18 protein-coding genes and 1 tRNA gene are annotated in these 20,031 nt (G+C 36.9%); 13 read left to right on the top strand and 6 right to left on the bottom strand.

Translation table 11 applies throughout. The features are described 5' to 3' along the window. Window positions 1-68 precede the first annotated feature (68 nt). Entirely contained in the window at window positions 69-1,424 is a 1,356-nt protein-coding gene (gene cysS, locus GN303_RS04820) for a cysteine--tRNA ligase (protein WP_110438586.1), read from the top strand. Beyond that, on the top strand, window positions 1,421-2,188 hold the full coding sequence (locus tag GN303_RS04815; protein ID WP_196424250.1) for an RNA methyltransferase: 768 nt from the start codon (window positions 1,421-1,423) through the stop codon (window positions 2,186-2,188). The genes cysS and GN303_RS04815 overlap by 4 nt, the downstream gene beginning before the upstream one ends. 5 nt (window positions 2,189-2,193) lie before the next feature. Here the strand turns inward: GN303_RS04815 and GN303_RS04810 are convergent, their stop codons facing one another. Continuing rightward, on the bottom strand, window positions 2,194-2,724 hold the full coding sequence (locus GN303_RS04810) for an HdeD family acid-resistance protein (RefSeq protein WP_110438050.1): 531 nt from the start codon (window positions 2,722-2,724) through the stop codon (window positions 2,194-2,196). 172 nt (window positions 2,725-2,896) lie between these two features. Here GN303_RS04810 and GN303_RS04805 point away from each other — a divergent pair, with 172 nt between their 5' ends. From GN303_RS04805 to GN303_RS04795, 3 genes are all read left to right on the top strand, one after another. After that, the gene (locus GN303_RS04805; protein WP_110438049.1) at window positions 2,897-3,823 is read left to right on the top strand and encodes an SEL1-like repeat protein; all 927 of its coding nucleotides are present in this window, start codon (window positions 2,897-2,899) and stop codon (window positions 3,821-3,823) included. Between the two features lie 243 nt (window positions 3,824-4,066). Further along, window positions 4,067-4,684 (top strand): 30S ribosomal protein S4, encoded by a 618-nt coding sequence (gene rpsD / locus GN303_RS04800; RefSeq protein ID WP_110438048.1) that lies wholly within the window; start codon window positions 4,067-4,069, stop codon window positions 4,682-4,684. Between the two features lie 90 nt (window positions 4,685-4,774). Next, window positions 4,775-6,322, top strand: a complete 1,548-nt coding sequence (locus GN303_RS04795; RefSeq protein WP_110438047.1) for a peptide chain release factor 3 — start codon at window positions 4,775-4,777, stop codon at window positions 6,320-6,322. On the opposite strand, the gene GN303_RS04790 is transcribed toward GN303_RS04795, so the two are convergent. Both GN303_RS04790 and GN303_RS04785 read right to left on the bottom strand, forming a co-directional pair. Next, window positions 6,323-7,024 (bottom strand): NUDIX hydrolase, encoded by a 702-nt coding sequence (locus GN303_RS04790; protein ID WP_110438046.1) that lies wholly within the window; start codon window positions 7,022-7,024, stop codon window positions 6,323-6,325. Window positions 7,025-7,059: 35 nt separating this feature from the next. Further along, window positions 7,060-7,133 (bottom strand) — tRNA-Gln (locus tag GN303_RS04785). A 193-nt stretch (window positions 7,134-7,326) separates the two neighbouring features. Between GN303_RS04785 and GN303_RS04780 the strand changes: the two genes are divergently transcribed. The 4 genes from GN303_RS04780 (at window position 7,327) to GN303_RS04765 (ending at window position 12,078) form a co-directional block, all read left to right on the top strand. Further along, the gene (locus tag GN303_RS04780; RefSeq protein WP_110438045.1) at window positions 7,327-8,325 is read left to right on the top strand and encodes a Ppx/GppA phosphatase family protein; all 999 of its coding nucleotides are present in this window, start codon (window positions 7,327-7,329) and stop codon (window positions 8,323-8,325) included. Between the two features lie 36 nt (window positions 8,326-8,361). After that, a complete protein-coding gene (locus tag GN303_RS04775; RefSeq protein ID WP_110438044.1) occupies window positions 8,362-9,081 on the top strand; it encodes an RlmE family RNA methyltransferase in 720 nt (239 codons plus the stop codon). Window positions 9,082-9,259: 178 nt separating this feature from the next. Continuing rightward, on the top strand, window positions 9,260-10,744 hold the full coding sequence (gene guaB / locus GN303_RS04770; RefSeq protein WP_110438043.1) for an IMP dehydrogenase: 1,485 nt from the start codon (window positions 9,260-9,262) through the stop codon (window positions 10,742-10,744). Between the two features lie 38 nt (window positions 10,745-10,782). After that, window positions 10,783-12,078 carry an RsmB/NOP family class I SAM-dependent RNA methyltransferase gene (locus GN303_RS04765; protein ID WP_110438042.1) on the top strand — a complete coding sequence of 432 codons (1,296 nt, stop codon included), beginning with the start codon at window positions 10,783-10,785 and terminating at the stop codon, window positions 12,076-12,078. On the opposite strand, the gene GN303_RS04760 is transcribed toward GN303_RS04765, so the two are convergent. After that, complete coding sequence (locus GN303_RS04760) at window positions 12,075-13,319, bottom strand: cation:proton antiporter (RefSeq protein ID WP_110438041.1); 1,245 nt, start codon at window positions 13,317-13,319, stop codon at window positions 12,075-12,077. The genes GN303_RS04765 and GN303_RS04760 overlap by 4 nt on opposite strands. Window positions 13,320-13,524: 205 nt before the next feature. On the opposite strand from GN303_RS04760, the gene GN303_RS04755 reads away from it, so the two are divergent. After that, window positions 13,525-14,241, top strand: coding sequence for a response regulator transcription factor (locus tag GN303_RS04755; RefSeq protein ID WP_110438040.1), 717 nt, complete (start codon window positions 13,525-13,527; stop codon window positions 14,239-14,241). 4 nt (window positions 14,242-14,245) lie between these two features. On the opposite strand, the gene xth is transcribed toward GN303_RS04755, so the two are convergent. Further along, on the bottom strand, window positions 14,246-15,040 hold the full coding sequence (gene xth / locus GN303_RS04750; RefSeq protein ID WP_110438039.1) for an exodeoxyribonuclease III: 795 nt from the start codon (window positions 15,038-15,040) through the stop codon (window positions 14,246-14,248). 450 nt (window positions 15,041-15,490) lie between these two features. Between xth and uvrC the strand changes: the two genes are divergently transcribed. From uvrC to GN303_RS04735, 3 genes are all read left to right on the top strand, one after another. Next, window positions 15,491-17,353, top strand: a complete 1,863-nt coding sequence (gene uvrC, locus GN303_RS04745; protein ID WP_110438038.1) for an excinuclease ABC subunit UvrC — start codon at window positions 15,491-15,493, stop codon at window positions 17,351-17,353. Between the two features lie 94 nt (window positions 17,354-17,447). Beyond that, a complete protein-coding gene (gene pgsA, locus GN303_RS04740) occupies window positions 17,448-18,026 on the top strand; it encodes a CDP-diacylglycerol--glycerol-3-phosphate 3-phosphatidyltransferase (protein WP_110438037.1) in 579 nt (192 codons plus the stop codon). A gap of 84 nt (window positions 18,027-18,110) precedes the next feature. Then, window positions 18,111-18,743: a hypothetical protein gene (locus GN303_RS04735; RefSeq protein ID WP_110438036.1), complete on the top strand. Its 633-nt coding sequence runs from the start codon at window positions 18,111-18,113 to the stop codon at window positions 18,741-18,743. Here the strand turns inward: GN303_RS04735 and GN303_RS04730 are convergent. Next, a complete protein-coding gene (locus tag GN303_RS04730) occupies window positions 18,740-19,990 on the bottom strand; it encodes an adenosylmethionine--8-amino-7-oxononanoate transaminase (protein ID WP_110438035.1) in 1,251 nt (416 codons plus the stop codon). The two genes, GN303_RS04735 and GN303_RS04730, sit on opposite strands and share 4 nt — an antisense overlap. Between the last annotated feature and the right edge of the window lie 41 nt (window positions 19,991-20,031).

The following is a 20,031-nucleotide window of genomic DNA, read 5'->3' as shown; positions in this document are numbered from 1 at the left end:
AATAAAGATTTAATTTATTGAGTGTTGTTTGGACACAATCGAATACAGGATATGAACAAGGTAAAACAATGAATAAGCCAGAAATTTCCCTATATGACAGTCGTCATCATAAGATTTTACCTTTTAAACCATTAGATTCTTTAAATATCCGTTTATATTTTTGTGGTCCTACAGTATACGATTTTTTACATATTGGCAATTTGCGTGCAATGTTAACAGCCGATATTTTGGTAAGATTGTTGCGGAAAATTTATCCTAAAGTGACTTATGTACGAAATATTACGGATGTTGATGATAAGATAAATGCCCGTGCCAGAGCCAATCATGAATCTATTCAAGCATTGACCTGTCGAACGATTGAAGAATTTCATCAAGATATGGCTTCAATGTTTATCTTGCCCCCTGATATTGAACCAAAAGCTACAGAACATATCGAAGACATACAAGAGATGATTATCAGTCTTGTCAGTCAGGGATATGCCTATGAAGCTGATGGTCATGTTCTTTTCTCTGTCCATCAATACAAGAAATATGGGAGTTTATCAGGCCGCAATCCAGATGAATTGCTGGCTGGGGCAAGAGTTGAGATCGCGACTTACAAAAAAAATCCCGGTGATTTTGTTTTATGGAAACCTTCAAATGAGGATGAACCAGGATGGGATAGTCCTTGGGGAAAGGGTAGGCCAGGCTGGCATATTGAATGTTCTGCAATGTCCCATCGTTACCTCGGTGAAAATTTTGATATTCATGGCGGTGGTCAGGATCTGATTTTTCCCCACCACGAAAATGAATGTGCACAAAGTCTATGTTGTTTTCCAGACAGTCAGTTTGCCAATTATTGGCTACATAATGCCATGCTGTTGGTAAATGGTGAAAAAATGTCCAAGTCTCTAGGCAATTTTTTTACAATACGGGAAATATTGACAAAGCATAATCCAGAAGCATTACGGTTATTATTATTGCAATCTCATTACCGTTCTGTTTTGAATTTCACTGATGAAGCCTTAAAAGATGCTAAAAAGGTTATGGATCGTTTCTATCGCGCCTTATTGCCTTATGAACAGAATTTTAATTCAGAAATGGATTTACCAGAATTAGTCATGGATGCTTTGGCAAATGATTTAAATACACCCCAAGCTTTAGTGTTTATGCATCAATTTGCAGATAAAGCTTTACAAGGTGATGAACATTCTGCCTTAAAATTGAAACAGGCGGGTCAACAGCTTGGCTTGTTTAATAGTCTACCAACTCAATGGTTTCAAGATATTGATAATGAAGATGAGATTAAGATCTTAATTCAAGAAAGAAATAATGCAAAAAAATCGAAAGATTTTATCAAGGCGGATAAAATACGTGACCAGCTCAAAGCTCAGGGTATCTTATTGGAAGACAGTCCACAAGGTACGACATGGAGAAAAATATGACAGGTCGTGATGGTGGTGCTGATTTGATTCCAGTTGGAAATACACCTGTCGTTATTTTGGTTCGCCCACAGCTTGCTGATAATATTGGCAGTGTAGCTCGAGCGATGGCGAACGGGGGATTGTTCCATTTGCGGTTGGTGGCCCCGCGAGATGGATGGCCACAGCCAAAAGCCTGGAGAGCAGCATCTGGTGCAGACCGTTTATTGGATCATACAAAAGTTTTCGATACGGTAGAAGCCGCTGTTGCGGATTTACAGCATGTTTTTGCAACCTGTCCCAGACCTCGTCAAATTATCAAACCTTTATTAACGGCGCGTGGTGGCGCATGTGAAATGCGGGAAATGACCAATCGTGGATTGAAAATCGGTATTTTGTTTGGGCCAGAGCGAACCGGGTTGGAAAATGAGGATTTTGTTCAAACTGATTATTGGATCCGTTATCCCTTGGATCCAAGATTCATGTCATTGAATTTATCACAAGCGGTTATGATTATGGCTTATGAGTGGTGGATGTCCACTGAAGAAACACCGGAGCGCCAGTTGCAGACTAACAAAACGCATATCGCTACTAAAGGAGAGCTGAATAATTTTATGAATCATTTGATCAGGGAGCTTGATCATTGTGGATTTCTACGCAATCAGGAAAAACGGCCAGGAATGATTCGTAATCTGTATCATCTTTTTCAAAGGGGAGAAGTGACAGAACAGGAATTACGAACCCTTCATGGTGTTGTGGCGGAATTGGTTAAGGGCCCCATGAAATAATTAAATTATTTGATTTGGGATTTGAGTGTAAAGCCAAGTTGCAACCATGCAGTTCCATTGAAGATAAGGTCAAAACCAACCATGAATCCGATAAACCACAGGCCGTTTATTGGATTGACAAAAAGAATAAACCCTAAAATCAAGCCAAGAATACCACTGAATACCAACAACCCCCATCCTTTGGTATTTTTATTGTTAAAGGCAATCATAAGACGCATGATTCCACCAAAACAAAAACAAATACCAAGAAAAATGGTAATTATAACCGAACCATTAACAGGTTCACGAATCAATAATATACCGCCAATAAGATAAATGATACCGCATAGGGCTGACCAGAGAAAACTGCTCCAATCTTTAAGATAACAGGCGTGAATGAGTTGGGCCAAACCTGTAATAATTAATAAAATTCCAATAATTATAACCATTGCAATTGTTACAAAAACCGTGTCAATTAGGCACAGAATGCCGGTAATCAAACACAATATTCCCAATCCTACGAACCATTTCCATTTTTGGGCTATTAATTGATCCATTATGATCTCCGAAAAAATATTTTATAATTTTGTAAAGCGGTTAATTGTAGTTAGTTTAATTTTTTTTATGAAATTAATCTATTTATTTATTAATAAAATCAGTCATAATTTGGTATGAACAGATAGTTAACGATATTTTTTTATTTCATTTTATAAATCATTAAGGTTCATAATGAAAAACATTATTGTTATTCTTGCCGCTACTTTTTTTATATGTACATATCCTGTTCGTTCCCATGCATATGAAAGCCATTTATCATACTGGTTCGGTCAATTTGAAAAAATTCTCTATCTACCCTCTGCTGAAGATTGTTACAGATTAGGTGTAAATTATTTAACAGGTAAAGGGGTTCAGAAAAACGAGAGATTAGCCCTTATATTTTTTACACAATCTGCCAGCGGAGGATTTGCGCCAGCACAATTTGTTTTAGGTCGATTTTATGCCTTGGGTGTTATTGTGCCGCAAGATTATAATAAAGCGATTGAATGGTTTAACTATTCCGCAGGACAGGGGAATGCTGAAGCGCAGTTTTATTTAGGTAATTTGTATCAGAATGGTGAAGGGATTGAGCAGAATTATGACAAGGCGTTTGATTATTTTCATAAGGCTGCTTTGCAAGGAAATCTAATGGCTCAATCCGCTCTTGGAATTATGTATTTAGAAGGTAAGGGATGTAAACAAGATTTTTCCAAAGCCTTTCTATGGACCCGTAAATCTGCAGAACAAGGAAATAGTTTTGCCCAGTATATCCTGGGATCATTATATGATACAGGTAAAGGCACAGATTTAGATTATTTCAAGGCGAAAGAATTGTATCAGAAGTCAGCTGATCAGGGATATGAGGGCGCTTTATACAAGTTGGGAACAATGTATGAAGCGGGTCACGGTGTATTACAAGATTTTCAGACGGCTCTTTTCTATTATCATAAAGCTGCAGATCAAGAAAATACGGATGCCCAATTGCGACTTGGGGAAATATATCATGAAGGGAAGTTGGTTCCTCAAGATGAAGCCACGGCAAAAGAGTATTTTAAACAATCATGTTTAAATAGATCTCAAAAAGGCTGCGACAAATATCGGTTGTTGAATACGAAATAATTTTTAAATTTTTTTTAATATTATTCAAACTGTTAATTATTTGACAATTCATTAAAGTTTGAATATATAGGCTTCTACTGCCAGAAAAGTGGTTTATCTTTATCCAAAGAAGTGATGAGGTTACTTTGTATCAAATATAAACCCGTCTTTGATGCGAGTTAAAGAACTACTGGTACAATAAAATCTAATATTGCTTTACCTCAATGCGATATTTAACATATATAAAGAAAGATATTTAGACGTATGAGTAAGCGTTTACAAAGCAAATATAAAATTAACCGTCGTTTAGGGGTTAATTTGTGGGGACGTGCTAAATCACCGGTTAACAAGCGTGAATATGGTCCTGGTCAACACGGTCAACGCCGCCGTGCAAAGCCTTCCGATTTTAGCGTTCAGTTAATGGCTAAACAAAAACTCAAGGGATATTACGGAAATATCAGTGAAAAGCAATTCCGTCGTTATTACGCTGAAGCATCTCGTCGTAAAGGTGATACTTCTGAAAACTTGATCAATTTGTTGGAACGTCGTTTGGATGCTGTTGTTTATCGGTTAAAATTTGCATCCACTCCATTTGCTGCACGTCAGTTCATTAATCATGGACATATTTTAGTAAATGGCAAGCGTGTTAATATTCCATCATATTCATTAAAAGATAATGATGTTGTTGAAGTTAGGGAAAGATCAAAACAACTTGCTATTGTACTGGATGCTGTTCAAAGTAAAGAACGGGATATTCCTGAATATTTAGAGGTTGATCATCGTCAAATGAAGGGTTCATTTGTTCGTACGCCAAAATTAAATGATGTTCCATATCCTGTAACTATGGAACCCAATTTGGTTGTCGAGTTTTATTCTCGTTAATTACATTTTATTTTTATACAAAAATGCCGAGCAATTTTTTGCTCGGCTTTTGTGCGTTTATTGTTTTCAATATAAATTTAGGGCTGCTTGATGTTAGATACAGTTCAGAGTCTGGATAAAGAAATTTCCCGTCGTCGCACTTTTGCTATTATTTCCCATCCTGATGCGGGTAAGACGACTTTGACTGAACGTATATTGCATGCTGGTGGGGCTATACAGATGGCGGGAAATGTCCGTGCTAAAAGGGAACAGCGTCGAACTCGTTCGGACTGGATGAATATTGAAAAGGATCGTGGTATTTCAGTTGTAACTTCTGTTATGACGTTTGAATATGGTGGTTGCATTTTTAACTTGTTGGATACGCCTGGTCACGAAGATTTTTCTGAAGATACATACAGGACTTTGACGGCTGTTGATGCCGCAGTTATGGTTATTGATGCGGCAAAAGGGATTGAGGCAAGAACACGGAAACTTTTTGAAATTTGTCGTTTGCGCGATATACCGATTGTAACCTTTATTAACAAGATGGACAGGGAATCTCAGGATCCTTTTGAATTGCTAGATGAAGTGGCCTCTACACTGGCTCTTGAAACAACACCTTTAACATGGCCTGTGGGACGGGCTGCCAAATTTTTGGGTGCTTATGATGTTCGGAAACAAACCATGCGCCTAAAACAGGGAATTCCAGAAACAGATGATCGTGTTATAGCATTAAAAGAAGAAGTGGAATTGGTTAAGGCTGCTCTGCCGGAATTTAATATTGATGATTTTAAGGCAGGTTTTTTAACCCCGGTTTTTTTTGGAAGTGCGATTAAGGAATTGGGGGTTCATGATCTTTTGGATGCATTGGTTGAATTTGGCCCAAGTCCACGAAATCAGGAAAGTGATCAACGTCTGGTGGCGGCAAATGAACCATCAATGACTGCCCTTGTATTTAAAATTCAGGCAAATATGGATCCAAATCATCGGGATCGTATCGCCTTTGCCCGTATTTGTTCTGGACGTTTAGAACGAGGTATGAAATTGAAACATACCCGTACAGGAAAAACTTTTGCGTTACATACGCCTCAGTTTTTCTTTGCACAAGACAGACAATTGGCAGAAGAGGCTTTTGCGGGAGATGTTGTTGGAATTCCCAATCATGGCACATTACGTATTGGAGATACCTTGACGGAAGGAGAGGAGCTTCAGTTTACAGGAGTACCCTATTTTGCCCCTGAAATATTGCGACGGGTTCGCCTTGCTGATGCAATGAAAGCCAAGAAATTAAAACAGGCGTTAATTGAGCTTGCAGAAGAGGGAGTTGTCCAGCTTTTTAAACCACAGGACGGGTCTTCGCCTATTGTTGGCGTGGTTGGAATATTGCAACTTGATGTCTTACAGACGCGTTTAAAACATGAGTACGGCGTTGAAATAGGATTTGATACTGTATCTTTTACACAGGTCCGTTGGCTTGAGGGTGAAAAAAACAAAATTGAGAAATTTATTAATTCCAATAGAAGTGCCATTGCTGATGACATAGACGGAGATCCAGTATTTCTGGCCACTTCTGAATTCATGATGCAACGGACTGTTGAAATGCAAAAAGACTTAAAATTTCATGATATCAAACAGATCGGCATTGTTAAAAACAGCTAGTCATATCCTATTATTATCTTTATAGCTGGCCTTGATTAAATATCTGGTGGATGGAATAATTGGTTTAGGTAAAAGGGTTAAATCGGATATACATATAAGTTCATCATATTCTGAGTTGCCTTTTTTTTGCCAATAATTATATATTTGTTGAAAATTCAAGTGTGTTTTCAACATTATTCCGATATCGATTATTCCTTTTTCGGGATGTTGAGTTGCAATAAGAATGTGGCTATTTGAAAAAAAATCTTTTTTTAATCCAAGTTCTTCTCTTGCCTCCACAAATAATTGTTCATGCAAATTTACAGTTTTTTCTTTATGACGCGCTTCCACGCTACCCGCAGGGGCACATTGCCAGTAACTGGGTAGATAAACGCTGTTACTGTTTCTTTTTCCAAGAATAAAACCATCATCGCAAAAAATTAAACCTGTTACAGCCAAAGGTTTAAGACAAAGAAATTCATTGAACTCCTTATTTTCCATTTGGGCCGAAACATATCTATATTCTGTCCAATATCCCGTTATTTGATGGGGTAATATCAAAGTAACGGTAAATACACGTCCATTAAACAATTTTGGGTATAATCTTTTTTTGGCAACCCATAAATTTTCAATCCGTTTTTCAAGATTTATAGATAATTCAGTTTTATAATCTATCAGTTTTACGGAACATTCTGGGTATAAAGCAAATGTTTTCCATTCCATTTTATTATCTTTGAATGTCATAACGGAAACATTTTTGGCTGGGAGACCTGGATTCGAACCAGGGCTGACCGGGTCAGAGCCGGTAGTTCTACCGCTAAACTATCTCCCAATATATTTAATGTGGATGCTTATATCATGTAAAAAATTATAAAACAAGGGTATGTTATAATAAATTAATTACAAAAATTTTTAGTTATTTTAATAAAAAAATCCAAATTAATAATAAATTGTGTTAATATTAAGGAGCTATACAAAAAAATAAGGAATTAACTTTGACTGGATAAAGTAATTAGGGCGTAAATATGTTTGCGGCATTGGATTTAGGCACAAATAATTGTCGACTGCTGATCGTGTCATCTGATCGTGGCAGGTTGAGAATTGTTGATCATTATAATCGAGTAGTTCGATTGGGTGAGGGATTGTATGAAACAGGTCAGTTGAGTCAAGCTGCCATGGAACGTACTATGGTCGCCCTCCGACATTGTGCATCCAAAATTGAAGGTAAAAGATTTTCCGCTTTTTATGCTGTCGCTACCGAAGCTTGTCGACGTGCCTCAAATGCTGATCATTTTCTTAGTCAGGTTTTATATGAAACAGGACTGAACATTAAGGTTATTTCACCACGGGAAGAGGTTGAGCTGGCTTTGGCCGGCTGCAATTCATTTTTACATGACAATGTGTTGAAACGTAATAAGACCAAGGCACTATTATTTGATATTGGAGGTGGTTCCACTGAAATTGCATGGGTTAAAATTGATTTTGCGCGACGAAAATATATTTTGATTGGATGTTTCAGTATACCTGTTGGCATTCTTACGTTAAGGGAGCAATTCAATATTGCCACCTTGCAGAATTACTATCAAATGTTTGATTTTGTTTTATCCAAGGTAATGGAATTCGAGGCCATTCACCGTATTCAGGCAGAGATTGTAAGAAATCAGGTTCAATTCATAGGGGTAAGTGGGACTATAACCACCCTTGCAAGCATTTTGTTAAACCAAAACAAGTATAATCGTGCGGCGATTGATGGTTTGTCTTTGCAAACAGCCCAACTTAAGGAAATAATCAGGACTTTGCTAGATCAGAAATTCAAAGAGACTGAAATTCTTTCCGACCGATATAAAAAAAGAATTCATTATCTTTTACCTGGATGCGCAATATTTGATGCCATACATACCTTGTGGCCCGTCAATGACATTGTCGTTGCCGATCGGGGTATTCGGGATGGAATAATTGCCAAAATGACGACAAACAAGTTAAGAAACTATTATAAAAATCATCATTATTTGTTAAACCAGTAATAAATTTAATTAATCAGTATAATTAAAGTAAAAACTATGAATAAAGATAATGCAAATTCGAATTCGCGCAAAAAAAAGAAATCGCGTTTTGATACTGGATTGACGGTTACCTTAAAAAAAACAAAAGGGCGTTCAATATCTCAACAAAGATGGTTGACGCGTCAGTTGAATGATCCTTATGTAAAAGCTGCACAACAACATGGCTGGCGGTCCCGTGCAGCTTATAAGCTGATAGAATTAAATGACAAATTTCATTTTTTAAAAAAGAGGATGAAGGTTGTTGATCTGGGTGCAGCGCCAGGAGGATGGTCTCAGGTTGCGGTATATCACAAGGCATCCAAAGTTGTAGGTATTGATTTGTTGCAAGTTAAACCAGTCATGGGAGCTGATATTTTTCAGGGAGATTTTACAGAGCCCCATAATCTTGAAGTTTTACTGGGTAAATTAGAGGGTAAGGCGGATCTGGTCATGTCTGATATGGCACCGAACACGACAGGACATGCAGCAACGGATCATATAAGAATAATCGATTTGACAGAACAGGCTTTGGACTTTGCAATAAAAATTTTAAATTTGAATGGAGTTTTCATTGCCAAAGTTTTCCAGGGGGGAAGTGAAAAATTGATGTTAAATAAACTCAAGCGATCCTTCAAAATTGTAAAACATGCAAAACCTCCAGCAAGTCGTAAGGAATCCAAAGAATTATATGTGATTGCTACAGGGTTTAAAGGGAATAATTCCGAAGATAAATCGTGAATGTGTTGATAAAATTTCAAGGATAATTTGATTTTGTCACTATTTGACACAAAATTGATTTTTGGCTTGTCTAATCACAATTTTTTAGGTATGAAGAATTGCCAATAATTGGAACCCGATTTTTTTCGGTTATCCCTTTTTATCTTTAATTTTCTAATTTTTAATAAAGGGTACCATAATGGCACATTCATCTATTTCCCAAAAACATATTCGAGAAGCCCTTGCTTTTGATGATGTTTTGATTATTCCAGCAAAATCTAATGTATTGCCTAATCAGGCTGATGTTCGGTCCAATTTGACCCGATCTATCCGTTTGAATATACCCTTGATTTCATCAGCCATGGATACAGTGACCGAATGTGCAATGGCCATTGCTATGGCACAAAATGGAGGAATAGGGGTTATTCATAAAAATCTATCCATTCAGGAACAAGCCAATCAGGTCAAGCAGGTAAAACGCTTTGAATCGGGAATGGTGGTTGATCCGGTAACTGTTCATCCTGAACAGACTTTAGAAGAAGTCATTGCAACAATGAAACGCCATAACATAAGTGGTCTACCTGTTATTGAAAAAAATACGAATCGGCTTGTTGGTATTGTCACGCATCGTGATGTCCGGTTTGCAACAAATGCAAAACAACCTGTTGCGGAGTTAATGACAAAAGATAACCTGGTTACAGTCAAAGAGGGTGTGAGTCCCGATGAAGCTAAAAAACTGCTTCATCAAAATCGTATCGAAAAATTGCTTGTCGTTGATAAAAATGATTGTTGTGTCGGAATAATGACTGTCAAGGATATGGAAAAATCAGTCGTTTATCCTTTGGCCAACAAGGATCAATATGGTCGTTTACGTTGTGCTGCTGCCACAGGTGTTGGTGAGGACGGATATAAACGGGCTGTCACGCTTATAGAGGCTGGTGTTGACGTTTTGGTCGTAGATACGGCACATGGACATTCCCAGGGTGTTTTGGACTCGATAGGGCGCCTCAAGAAAAATTATGCTGACGTTCAAATTATTGCGGGAAATATTGCGACACCAGAAGGTGCTCAAGCATTGATCGATGTTGGCGCTGATGCAGTAAAAGTTGGAATTGGTCCAGGTTCAATCTGTACAACCCGTGTTGTTGCAGGGGTAGGAGTTCCCCAATTTTCGGCAGTAATGGAAGTGTCTGAAATTTGTCATGCTGCCGATATTCCTTTAATAGCAGATGGTGGAATTCGCACGTCTGGCGATATTGTTAAAGCTATCGGTGCGGGTGCAGATGTTGTCATGATTGGATCTTTACTGGCAGGTACTGATGAAGCCCCTGGTGAAGTATTTCTATATCAGGGACGTTCCTATAAATCATACCGCGGAATGGGAAGTCTTGGTGCCATGGCTCGTGGATCTGCTGACCGTTATTTTCAACAGGATATCAAGGAAAGCCATAAGCTTGTTCCTGAAGGCATTGAAGGGCAGGTACCATACAAAGGGGCGGCAGAAGGAGTTATACATCAGATGGTTGGCGGCTTGAAAGCAGGTATGGGATATACTGGCAATGCGACGATTGAAGAAATGAAAAAAAATGTTCAGTTCCGTAAAATTACGGGAGCGGGATTGAGGGAAAGCCATGTTCATGATGTTGTAATTACGCGTGAAGCGCCTAACTATCATCATAATTAAATAATAAATTTGTCTATCAGATATTTAAGTAAAGACGTATGACCCCTTCAGCACAAATTTCGGCAGTGATTGAACTGCTTTTAGCTATTCAGAAAGAAAAATATATTCCGGCAGATTCAACAGCCAATCGGTTTTTCAGGCGGCGCCGTTATATTGGAGGAGGGGATCGTCGTTTTGTTTCAGGCAAAGTTTGGGAAATTTTACGTTGTTACCGAAAGTTGGAATGGTGGCTGAAAAGAGTAGGTAGTCCGATCAATCCTCGTATGATGGTCGCAGCTTATTTGGTTTTGTCAGGAAATTCCATAAGTAAAGTGCATAGTTTTTATTCTGGTGAAAAATATGCGCCATTATTGTTAAATAATAACGAAATTTTATATTTGCAATCTTTGGTAAACAAACCGTTTGTTTCCGCTGAAATGTCCAAAGCGGTAATTTATGAAGTTCCAGATTGGGTATATCCTATCATAAATGACCAATACGGGGATCAGACAGAAAAAGAACTTTCAACATTGTTGGAACCAGCCACTCTTGATTTGCGTGTCAATTTTCTAAAAGTGGAAGATCGATATAAAGCCAGGGAGATTCTAGCATCTGAAAATATACAAACAGAATTAATGAATATTTCTCCATGGGGATTGAGAGCTCAAGGAAGACAATCCATAACATCCACAAATGCTTTCAAAAATGGTCTGGTTGAAATTCAAGACGAAGGTAGCCAATTAATTGCACTCATGACCGGTGTTAAATCGTCAATGCGTGTCCTGGATTATTGCGCGGGAGCCGGAGGTAAAACGTTGGCTATGGCGATGATGATGGAAAATAAGGGTCATATTATTGCATCAGATATTTTTTCCGCTCGGTTAAATGCCGCTCAAAGTCGTTTGCGAAGGGCAGGTGTTTTTAATTGTGAAACCCATATTTTTGCTGAAGATGCAAAATGGTTAAAAAGGCGTGTTGAAAGTTTCGATCGTGTTTTGGTTGATGCACCTTGTAGCGGTACCGGAACTTGGAGACGTAATCCTGATGCGCGTTTAAGGTTTAAGGAAAATGATTTATTGGAACTTGTTGAAAAACAGGCCCATATTCTTGATTCTGCAGCGAGAATGGTAAAAAAAGGTGGAAGGTTGATATATGCAACCTGTTCAATATTACGTCAGGAAAATCAAGATCAAATCAATAATTTTCTGGAAAGAAATAACAATTTTTCACTCGTAGAACCTGATACGATTCCAGAATTGTTACCCGAAAAATTCATGAAAAAAACAAGTTTTCAATTAACACCAGCGCAAAATCAAACGGATGGTTTTTTTTGCACGGTTATGGTGAAGAATTAATTTATTTCTTTTCTGTAAAAATAATTAACAACATATTCCATGGTTAATCCCTGAATTAAAACGGTTAACACTACGCACCCATAACAGATGAGCAGGATTTCATTTTTTGGAAATATATTGGGGAGAGATAAGGCTATTGCCAGGGAAATGCCTCCTCTTAGTCCTCCCCATGTTAGAATGGAAATCAAACCCTTCGGGTTTGAATCCTGATATAATAATACAAAACCACTTAGACTGAGGGCTATGAAACGTGTAATTGCCAGAAATGGAAAAGCCAGGAATGTGATAACCAGAATATGATAACTGAAAGGGATGATGACAATCTGCAACCCAATTATCAAAAATAGCATGGTGTTGAGGATTTCATCAATTACATGCCAGCAGTAAATAACCGAATCACTTTTTTCTGCAGGCTGTTTTTGAAGATGGTTACCGATCAATAAACCGCTTGCCACAACTGCAATGGGACCTGACATGTTAAGATCATTTGCGATAGAAAAGGTACCTGCCGCCAAAGCCAGTGAAAATAATATGGTAATTTCGTTGTGGGACAATCGTCTGATTATAAAAATAACAATGGTGGCGGTTATAATACCCAGAAGACCACTGCCAACAATCTCTTTTATGCTAATCAAGAATAGACTGGTTGTGGATGGGGTTTTTTGATGAATGATTACGGATAAAAATGTTGTAAAAGCAATTAAAGCTATACCATCATTGAAAAGACTTTCTCCAGCAAAAATTGCTTGTAACCGTTTGGAAAGGCCTAGTCTGCCGAACATACTGATAACTGAAACCGGATCTGTCGGGGCTATAATAGCGCCTAGGGTGAGACACCAGAGTAAAGAAATGGGAATAGAAAATAGATAAAACAGAACCCAAAAAATAAGACCGAGAAATAATATCGATAATAAAGTGCCAATAATTGTCAAGGAAGCAATATTATAGCGAGCTTTCCACAACTCATGTAATGAAATTTGCAAACTTCCTGCAAAAAGCAGAAATGCTAGAGCACCATTGAGAAGCAAAGTGGGAAAATTGATTTGTGAGATAATTTTCTGTGCAAATGAATATCCGGAAACAAATGAAAGGAAATAATCCGAGATAAATAGGATTATTGAAAATATGAATGCGGCAATCATAATTCCTATGGTCATGGGAAGTTTGAGATATTTCAGATTAATTGCCCCGCAAATTGCGGTAAGAAGAAACAATAAAGAAATAAGGGTCAGGATACTCATGTTAATTTCCCTTTATTATTTAGGTATAATTTTAGGGTAATTTGAGTTTAAGTAAATTATTTTTGAGCTATAAAATTGAAAATTTTTGTAATTTTTAGTTAAAAATTATTAAAAATTAACGTAATTTTGAGTATAAAGATACTAATCTCTAACTTCATCCTTATATTTGTAATAGGGATATGGTTTTAAAAGAAGGGTAAATTCAATGACAGGCATTCATCCTGTTTTAGTGGTTGATGATGATCCAAAGTTAATTGAAACACTAACCGAACAATTGCAAGAAAATCAAGAATTTGAGGTTTCAAGTGCCTTAACGGTAAAAGAGGCTAAAAACAAAATTCTGGATTCTGATAAGCATTATGATGCAATCATATTGGATGTAATGCTTCCAGATGGCGATGGATGTGATCTATGTGCCTATTTACGTAAGGAAGGTTGCAGAACACCCATTATTATGCTGACAGGTTCAGATAATGAAGAGGATGTTGTAAGGGGGCTTGATGCAGGCGGTAATGATTATGTATCAAAACCATTTCGCATTGCCGAGTTACTGGCAAGATTAAGGGCACAGATGCGTATTTTTGCTAGTAGTGAGGATGCTGTTTTCACAATTGGCAATTATATTTTTCGTCCGTCTGCAAAGTCGTTGCAGGAACAGGATTCAAATCGTCGGATCCGTTTAACTGAAAAAGAGGCTGCCATACTCAAATTTTTATATCGGTCAGGATCAAGACCAGTACCAAGACAAGTTTTGTTGAATGAGGTTTGGGGATATAATTCAGCGGTGACAACCCATACACTTGAGACCCATATTTATCGTCTACGCCAAAAAATCGAGCCTGATCCTTCGAATGTAACCCTTCTGATAACTGAGGCTGGTGGATATCGACTGAGTTCAATTTCTGATAAAAAAGAAGAATAGTTATTTATTTTAATTCCAGCATGATTGGGACATGATCAGAAGGTTTGTCCCAGTTTCTAGCCTCTTTAAAAACCTGAATTGTTTTTAGGTGTGATCGTAGATCTGGAGAAATCCATAAATGATCCAACCTTCTTCCCCGGTTTGACTTTTCCCAGTTACGGTTTCTATAAGACCACCAGGTATATAGTTTTTCGTGGGGAGGAATTATTTCACGCATTGCATCAATATAACCCGTATGTAACCATTGATTGAGTTTTTCAGTTTCAATGGGTGTATGACTGACAATTTTCAATAATTGTTTGTGGTTCCATACATCATTTTCCAAGGGTGCAATATTAAAATCTCCTACAAGAATTGAACTGGTCTCCTTATTTTGAGAAAACCATTCTTTTGTTTCTGTCAGGAAATCTAATTTATGTTTGAATTTGGGATTTATAGTTGGATCAGGTTCATCCCCACCTGCAGGAATATAGAAATTATGAAGGTTTATTTTTTTATTTTTATAATTGAATTGAACTGAAATATGTCTGCAGTCACTTTTACCGCACCATTGTATAGTGTTGGAAACATGGTATCCTAATGGATATTTTGATAAAATACAAACGCCGTTATAACTTTTCATTCCTTTAAAAAGACAATTGTGAAAACCGAGCAATTCTATTTCAGATCGGGGAAAAAGAGGATCAGGGACTTTTGTTTCCTGAAGGCATAAAATATCGGGATTTGCTAATTCTACCAGTTGTTTTAACAAAGGCAAGCGTAACCTTAATGAATTAATGTTCCAACTAATTATACGCATATAGAAATTTCAAATTTGAAAAGGGAAATTGATTATAATTTAAAATAAATTCAAATTAAGAGAAGAAGGTCAATTTAGGAATTTAATCAGAAAATGTCCAGTAAAAAATAAATAAATCTTAATATTGAAAATTGTGGATAATTACATTATTGAAATTAAAATTTTCATTTTGTCCACTATTGGACTTGACAGTGATTTTAGGGTTTGTGATAAATTAGTTATAAATATTGAATAATTCCATGTAACAATAAAAATGATTGAAAATCAATGAGTTATATTAATTGCTTAAAAATTAGGCAAAACATATAAGGGCTTGATAAACTGCCTTTTACATCCATATATTAGATATTCATCCATAGAGTTATCCACAAGATCAGTGGAGAAGTAAGATAAGTCTTAGAAAATAAAAGGATAACAGAACTTATTTGTGATGATGGTAAAAAAAATGCAATGAAACTTCATGATTACAAACCTTTGGATTCGTATAAGGGAACAAAAGCAATTAAGCATGCTTTGAAAACAATGCCTGAAACGGCAGGGGTTTATCGTATGCTTAATGAAAAAGGGGAAGTTTTATATGTTGGTAAAGCAAAAAATTTAAAAAAACGTGTATCCTCCTATACACGCTTGACACAATTGACCGAGCGTATACGTAAAATGATTTTGCAAACGACTTCCATGGAAATTATAACCACCTATACGGAAGCTGAGGCTCTACTACTTGAAGCCAATCTGATTAAAAGTCTTAAACCACGATATAATATTTTGTTGAGGGATGATAAATCATACCCCTGGTTAGTTATTACAAAAGAAAAATGGCCTAGAATTGATAAACATCGGGGAAAAATATCCAAGAAAAATTATTATTGGGGGCCGTTTGCTTCGGTTGGGGCAGTCAATCAGACTCTTGAACTTTTACAGAAAATATTTCTGCTAAGAAGTTGTGAAGACAGTATTTTCAATTCCAGAAAGCGTCCATGTTTGCTTTATCAGATCAAACGATGTTCTGGTCCTTGTGATAATCGCGTTAGTAAAACAGATTATGATGATCTCATAAATCAAGCAAAATCATTTCTTTCTGGAGAAACAAACATTATTCAGCAGCAATTGGCTACCGAAATGGAGAAGGCGTCAGAACAATTGGATTTTGAACGTGCCGCGGTGATGCGTGATCGTATTCGGGCCTTTACCTATGTTCAAACAAATGGAGTAATTAATCCTGCTACAATTGACAATGCTGATATAATAGCATTTGCGCAAAAAGGTTATCTGACCTGTATTCAGGTGTTTTTTATTAGAGGGGGAAGAAATAATGGCAATCGTGCTTTATTCCCGATACAAACAGAGGATCAAAGCCCCGAAGAAATTTTGGACGCCTTTTTGGGACAATTCTATGAAAATAAGCCACCGCCATCACAAATATACATGAATATTAAATTATCTGACCAAGCGCTGATGAGTAAGGCATTAAGTATGAGGGCATCGAAAAGGGTAAGTTTGTATGTACCAAAAATAGGGGAGAAAAGGGCAGTTGTTGATCATGCAGTACATAATGCCCATATGGCGCTTGATCGGAAATTGGCTGAAACTGCATCACAAACAAAATTATTAGAACAGGTTCGTGATATTTTTCATCTGTCTGATATTCCGAAAAGAATTGAGATTTACGATAATAGTCACATAATGGGTACCAATGCATATGGGGCAATGGTTGTGGCTGGACCTGAAGGTTTTATTAAGTCTGGTTATCGTAAATTTTCAATTAAATCTGATATCACCCCTGGAGATGACTTTGGTATGATGCGTGAAGTTTTATTCAGACGTTTTAACAAGGGTAAAATTGCTGATTGGCAGAATTTCCCTGATTTACTGTTAATAGATGGTGGTGCGGGACAGTTTTCGGCTGTTGATGCAATTTTGAAAGAGCTCGGGATTGAAAATGTCGCCTTGGTCAGTATTGCTAAAGGACCGGACCGGAATGCAGGGAGAGAGTGGTTTTTTACACGTGATCAAAATCCTTTTCAATTGTCTGAAAGAGATCCTGTTTTGTATTATCTGCAACGATTAAGAGATGAGGCGCATCGATTTGCCATTACTACTCATAGAGTAGGAAGATTAAAAAGCATAGAAAAATCCGAACTGGATTTAATTCCGGGTATAGGTAATAAGAGAAAACGTAATCTACTAAACCATTTTGGTTCTGCCAGCGCCGTTAAAGAGGCCAGTGTTGCGGATTTAGAAAATATTCCAGGTATTAATAGAGTATTGGCTGAATCAATATATGATTATTTTAGACCTGGTGTATATAAGTAACAAATATAAGAAAATATATATTTTTTATTCCATTTTTTTTATAAAATGTTAAATAACTATTTTGATAAATGTTCAGCCGTGATCCTAAATAGAAATGTTTTATAATTTACCTAATTGTCTTACCTTGTCCCGTATAATTATAATACCATTGGTGGCTGTTCTTGTAATGGTTCATAAGCCGGTAACAGATTTATTGGCCTGTATACTATTTATTATCGCTGGTATTACGGATTATTTAGACGGTAAGCTTGCCCGTGCATGGCAACAGCTTTCCGACTTTGGAAAAATGTTTGATCCCATTGCGGATAAATTACTGGTGGGTATCATATTGATTGTTATGGCTGGTTACGATCGTCTTCCATACGGTGGACTGATTCCTGCAATGATTATTTTGGCAAGAGAAATACTGGTCAGCGGATTAAGAGAATATCTTTCCTCTTTCGAGATCAGCCTACCAGTCACAAAACTGGCAAAATGGAAAACAACTTTTCAAATGGTGGCTATTGGTTTTTTACTTGCTGGAGATAGTAGTGCAGAATTATTGAACATTAACTGGTTTCCGGTTAATGTTATTGGATCGATATTATTATGGATTGCGGCAATTTTAACGATTATTACGGGTTGGGGTTATATTCATACGGGTATCAGATTTATTAATAAAACGGATTTTTAAAAAGCTTATATTTGAATTATCTTGTTGGATATGTATTTTTTAAATTATGTATCATCAAATTTTTAAAACGGATGGAGAACAATCATGCGGAATTATGCTGCACTTATTACCACATTTTTGATATTAAGTGGGTGTTCCGGGATAGATAAATTTTTTGATGATACCGTTTCTTTACCAGGAAATAATCCCGAGGCTCCAGAAGGATATGCGGAAAATATGCAAAGGGTAAAAGGTAATATGGCGATAGCTACAACCCCTTTGTTACCTCAAAGTGAAAATATTTGGCCCTCTCGTCCTCCTGCATTACCTACGTTGAGTGATGTTGCGAGTGATGATAAAAGTTTCTCCCTATCAGATTACAGTAGAGCGGCAGGTGGTGATGTAGACAGCGTAACGCATGATCAAATCAATAAGCAATCTGTTCCTGTTGATTTTCCAGAAGATGGTAATCTGAATGTTGGGGAACAATATCAGATCAAAAATGGAATGACAGATTTCATCAATGGAAGGCTGCCTGACTCAATTAAGGATCAGGGAGCGAAATATATTGAAAAAGGTAAGGACGCCCCAGTAATCGTTCCGAATGGGGATGGAACCAGCACCATTATCAATTCCAGGGGTGTTGTAAAGATTATTCCGGATAGCCAATTGCCGACATCTAAAAATGAAAATAAAAGAGGTAAAAATAAATCATCAAAAAATGATGGTAAAAATTAATATTCTTGTTTGATCACATCATATATTGAATTAGTTAACAAGGATAATTCTTCCGATGTTATGGTGAAAGAGGGTGTAAGATAAACGATATTTCTGAAGGGACGTATCCATACATTCTGTTGGATAAATTTTATCTTTAGACGGTTTAAGTTTGAAATATTGTATAACTCAACAACGGCAACGGCCCCTTTTACCCTAATATCCTTGACATTTTTTAAATTTTTACATTGTGTTAATTCTTTTTTCATTTGTCTTTCAATGGAACTGACTGCATTCTTCCAATTGTATTGATCAAAAACTTCCAAGGATGCATTGGCAGCGGAACAGGCCAGAGGATTGGCCATAAATGTTGGTCCATGCATCAGGGCATGTTGATCACTATCAGATAAAAACCCGTTAAATATATATTCTTTTGCAATTGTTGCAGCCAATGCCATCGTGCCTCCACTTAATGCTTTTGAAAGTGTAATGATATCCGGAATGACATCTGCCTGTTCACAGGCAAAAAAACTCCCCGTTCTGCCAAACCCCGTAAAAATTTCATCAAATATCAATAAAATTTCAAAATGATCAGCTTGTTTTCGCAAAAATCTTAAAATTTCTGGAGAATGAAATAACATGCCTCCAGCTCCCTGTATCAAAGGTTCAATTAAAATTGCAGCAATGGTTTTATGATGCTTTTCTAGAAACTGAATGAAATCCTTTTGTTTCTCCGAGGTATCAGGCAAAGGAATGTTGTATTGGTGGGGAATAATATTCTTGAATAAATTATGCATTCCTTCTTCAGGATCACAAACCGCCATTGTCGCCATGGTATCACCATGATATCCACCATGAAAAGAAATTATTTTGTTTTTGATATTGTTATTTTGGTTTAACCAGAATTGGGCTGCAATTTTTAGTGCCACTTCCACAGATACGGAGCCTGATTCAGAAAAAAAAACTTTGTTTAAATCTCCAGGCAACAGGTTTGCCAGATGTTTTGCCAAATCAATTGCAGGTTGATGAATAATGCCACCAAACATAATATGAGGCATTAGTTCAAGTTGTTTTTTTACCGTTTTGATAATATGTGGGTGATTATACCCATGACAGGCTGTCCACCATGAAGCAATACCATCAATCAATTTAGCTCCATCATTTAGGATAATTGTACTTCCATGCGTGGCTTTTGCAACAATTGGGGCATTACAATTATTCATTTGCGTATAGGGTAACCATATATTTTTTAAAGTTGAATGAAACATGGGATTTTGCCTATAATTGTATGATAGAGTTTGCATAACTA

It is taken from the genome of Commensalibacter melissae, from assembly GCF_009734185.1.
Lineage (GTDB): Bacteria > Pseudomonadota > Alphaproteobacteria > Acetobacterales > Acetobacteraceae > Commensalibacter > Commensalibacter melissae.
This window is presented reverse-complemented; position numbering and strand designations above follow the sequence as displayed.

Bases quoted from the DNA above. Each gene is read 5' to 3' on its own strand.
- cysS (WP_110438586.1), top strand. From the start codon at position 69: ATGAATAAGCCAGAAATTTCCCTATATGACAGTCGTCATCATAAGATT.
- GN303_RS04815 (WP_196424250.1), top strand. From the start codon at position 1,421: ATGACAGGTCGTGATGGTGGTGCTGATTTGATTCCAGTTGGAAATACA.
- GN303_RS04810 (WP_110438050.1), bottom strand. From the start codon at position 2,724: ATGGATCAATTAATAGCCCAAAAATGGAAATGGTTCGTAGGATTGGGA.
- GN303_RS04805 (WP_110438049.1), top strand. From the start codon at position 2,897: ATGAAAAACATTATTGTTATTCTTGCCGCTACTTTTTTTATATGTACA.
- rpsD (WP_110438048.1), top strand. From the start codon at position 4,067: ATGAGTAAGCGTTTACAAAGCAAATATAAAATTAACCGTCGTTTAGGG.
- GN303_RS04795 (WP_110438047.1), top strand. From the start codon at position 4,775: ATGTTAGATACAGTTCAGAGTCTGGATAAAGAAATTTCCCGTCGTCGC.
- GN303_RS04790 (WP_110438046.1), bottom strand. From the start codon at position 7,024: ATGGAATGGAAAACATTTGCTTTATACCCAGAATGTTCCGTAAAACTG.
- GN303_RS04780 (WP_110438045.1), top strand. From the start codon at position 7,327: ATGTTTGCGGCATTGGATTTAGGCACAAATAATTGTCGACTGCTGATC.
- GN303_RS04775 (WP_110438044.1), top strand. From the start codon at position 8,362: ATGAATAAAGATAATGCAAATTCGAATTCGCGCAAAAAAAAGAAATCG.
- guaB (WP_110438043.1), top strand. From the start codon at position 9,260: ATGGCACATTCATCTATTTCCCAAAAACATATTCGAGAAGCCCTTGCT.
- GN303_RS04765 (WP_110438042.1), top strand. From the start codon at position 10,783: ATGACCCCTTCAGCACAAATTTCGGCAGTGATTGAACTGCTTTTAGCT.
- GN303_RS04760 (WP_110438041.1), bottom strand. From the start codon at position 13,319: ATGAGTATCCTGACCCTTATTTCTTTATTGTTTCTTCTTACCGCAATT.
- GN303_RS04755 (WP_110438040.1), top strand. From the start codon at position 13,525: ATGACAGGCATTCATCCTGTTTTAGTGGTTGATGATGATCCAAAGTTA.
- xth (WP_110438039.1), bottom strand. From the start codon at position 15,040: ATGCGTATAATTAGTTGGAACATTAATTCATTAAGGTTACGCTTGCCT.
- uvrC (WP_110438038.1), top strand. From the start codon at position 15,491: ATGAAACTTCATGATTACAAACCTTTGGATTCGTATAAGGGAACAAAA.
- pgsA (WP_110438037.1), top strand. From the start codon at position 17,448: ATGTTTTATAATTTACCTAATTGTCTTACCTTGTCCCGTATAATTATA.
- GN303_RS04735 (WP_110438036.1), top strand. From the start codon at position 18,111: ATGCGGAATTATGCTGCACTTATTACCACATTTTTGATATTAAGTGGG.
- GN303_RS04730 (WP_110438035.1), bottom strand. From the start codon at position 19,990: ATGTTTCATTCAACTTTAAAAAATATATGGTTACCCTATACGCAAATG.